General features: G+C 70.6%; 1 protein-coding gene. It reads left to right on the forward strand.

Translation table 11 applies throughout. The annotated features are described in order from the left end of the window. Positions 1–1672, forward strand: a 1672-nt coding sequence (locus tag AB0I10_RS41100; RefSeq protein ID WP_363157846.1) for a DUF4118 domain-containing protein, incomplete at both ends; no start/stop codon positions are given.

Raw genomic sequence — 1672 nt, forward strand, 5'->3', positions numbered from 1 at the left:
GTTCGACATGTCGCCCCATGCGCTGCGCCGCCGCATGGCGCACGGCAACATCTACAAGCCCGACAAGGTCGACGCGGCGCTGTCGAACTACTTCCGGCCCGGCAACCTCACCGCGCTGCGCGAGCTGGCGCTGCTGTGGGTGGCCGACCGCGTCGACGAGTACCTCCAGGAGTACCGCAGCGAGCACCGGGTTTCGAAGATCTGGGGCTCCCGCGAGCGCATCGTCGTCGGCCTGACCGGCGGCCCCGAGGGCCGTACGCTCATCCGCCGCGCCGCCCGCCTCGCCGAGAAGGGCGCCGGCGGCGAAGTGCTCGCCGTCTACATCGCCCGCAGCGACGGACTGACTTCCGGCTCCCCCAAGGAACTCGCCGTCCAGCGCACCCTCGTCGAGGAACTGGGCGGCACCTTCCACCACGTCATGGGGGAGGACATCCCCTCCTCCCTGCTCGAATTCGCCCGTGGGGTGAACGCCACCCAGATCGTGGTGGGCACCTCCCGGCGCAAGGCCTGGCAGTACATCTTCGGCCCCGGCGTCGGCGCGACCGTCGCCGTTGACTCGGGGCCCGACCTCGATGTCCACATCGTCACGCACGAAGCGGCCGCCAAGGGCCGCGGCCTGCCCGTCATCCGCGGTGCACGGCTGGAACGGTCCCGGATCATCTGGGGCTGGCTGGCCGGTGTAGTGGGGCCGGCACTGCTGACACTGCTGCTGACTCACGTCGACGTGCGCCTCGGTCTCGCCAACGACATGCTGCTGTTCCTGACCCTGACGGTGGCGGCGGCGCTGCTGGGAGGGCTGCTCCCGGCGCTTGCGTCGGCCGTGTTCGGGTCACTGCTGCTGAACTGGTTCTTCACCTCACCGGTGAACCGCCTCTCCCTCTCGGACCCCAAGAACATCGTCGCTCTCGTCGTCTTCCTGCTCGTGGCGGTCTCGGTCGCCTCCGTCGTCGACCTCGCTGCCCGACGCACCCATCAAGCGGCCCGGCTGCGCGCCGAGTCTGAGATCCTGTCGTTCCTGGCGGGCAGCGTGCTGCGCGGTGAGACCACCCTGGACGCCCTCCTGGAGCGGGTGCGCGAGACCTTCGTCATGGAGTCCGTGGCGCTGCTGGAACGGGAGAGCGAGACGGAGCCCTGGACCTGCACGGGCAGTGTGGGCGATGTCAGTCCGCCGGCCCGCCCCGAGGACGCGGACGTCGACATGCCCGTCGGCGATCACCTGGCGCTCGCGCTGTCGGGCCGTGTGCTGCCCGCCGAGGACCGCCGCGTGCTGTCGGCCTTCGCGGCGCAGGCCGCCGTCGTCCTCGACCGCCAACGTCTTCAGTCCGAGGCCGACCACGCCCGCAAGCTGGCCGACGGCAACCGGATCCGCACCGCCCTGCTCGCGGCCGTCAGCCACGACCTGCGCACCCCTCTGGCAGGTATCAAGGCGTCCGTCACCTCGCTGCGCTCCGAGGACATCGAGTGGTCCGAGGCGGACCAGGCCGAGCTCCTTGCGGGTATCGAGGAGGGCGCCGACCGCCTCGACCAGCTCATCGGCAACCTCCTGGACATGTCCCGTGTCCAGACCGGCACCGTCCGGCCCCTGATCCGCGAGGTCGACCTCGACGAGGTGGTGCCGTTGGCACTCGTCGGCGTACCCGAGGACAGCGTCGTCCTCGACATCCCCGAGGAC

The organism is Streptomyces sp. NPDC050636 (assembly GCF_040654775.1).
Taxonomy (GTDB): Bacteria; Actinomycetota; Actinomycetes; order Streptomycetales; family Streptomycetaceae; genus Streptomyces.